This window comes from Acidobacteriota bacterium (assembly GCA_033549365.1).
In the GTDB taxonomy this organism is placed as follows: Bacteria; Acidobacteriota; Aminicenantia; order Aminicenantales; family Saccharicenantaceae; genus JAWSUF01.
Genome location: JAWSUF010000048.1, coordinates 1 through 909 on the forward strand (window position 1 = coordinate 1; position 909 = coordinate 909).

Here is a 909-nt window from a genome sequence, read left to right on the forward strand (position 1 = left end):
CTATCCACACCTCATCCGAGAAGTTTTCAACCTTCTACGGTTCGGGCCTCCACTGGGTCTTACCCCAGCTTTACCCTGGACATGGATAGATCACCCGGTTTCGGGTCTACTCCCTGCAACTCATTCGCCCTATTCGGACTCGCTTTCGCTGCGGCTCCACCTCTTTCGGCTTAACCTCGCTGCAGAAAGTAACTCGCTGACTCATTATGCAAAAGGCACGCGGTCACCCCTTGGTCCGAAGACCCATAGGGCTCCCACAGACTGTAGGCACATGGTTTCAGGTACTTTTCACTCCCCTCGTCGGGGTGCTTTTCACCTTTCCCTCACGGTACTGGTTCACTATCGGTTGCCAGTTGGTATTTAGCCTTAGGAGGTGGGCCTCCCGGATTCACACGGGGTCTCACGTGTCCCGTGCTACTTGGGAACATATCACAGCTGTCAGTTCATTTTCGCCTACAGGGCTTTTACCTGCTGTGGCCGGACTTTCCAGACCGTTCGGCTAACAAACTGACTTGCACTGCGGTCTTCTGCCGAAGACCATGATACGTCCCGCGACCCCAATCTTGCAACGCCGGCAGGCTATCACACAAGATTGGTTTAGGCTGTTTCCCGTTCGCTCGCCGCTACTTAGGGAATCGTTATTACTTTCTCTTCCTGGGGGTAATGAGATGTTTCAGTTCCCCCCGTCTGGCCGCCTGACCCTATGTATTCAGGTCAGGATACCCGAGGTTTGCTCGGGCAGGTTTCCCCATTCGGAAATCCCCGGATCAAAGCCTGTTTGCCGGCTCCCCGAGGCTTATCGCAGTTAACCACGTCCTTCATCGCCTACTGGTACCAAGGCATTCACCGTATACCCTTTTCAACTTGACCGTATCTCTATAAAATTAAGATCTTTTTCTTGCTACCTTC

The 909-nt window shown here is 53.1% G+C and carries 1 rRNA gene; it reads right to left on the minus strand.

The features are described 5' to 3' along the window. A 23S ribosomal RNA gene (locus SCM96_15960) occupies positions 1-870 on the minus strand; the annotation flags it as partial. Positions 871-909 lie beyond the last annotated feature (39 nt).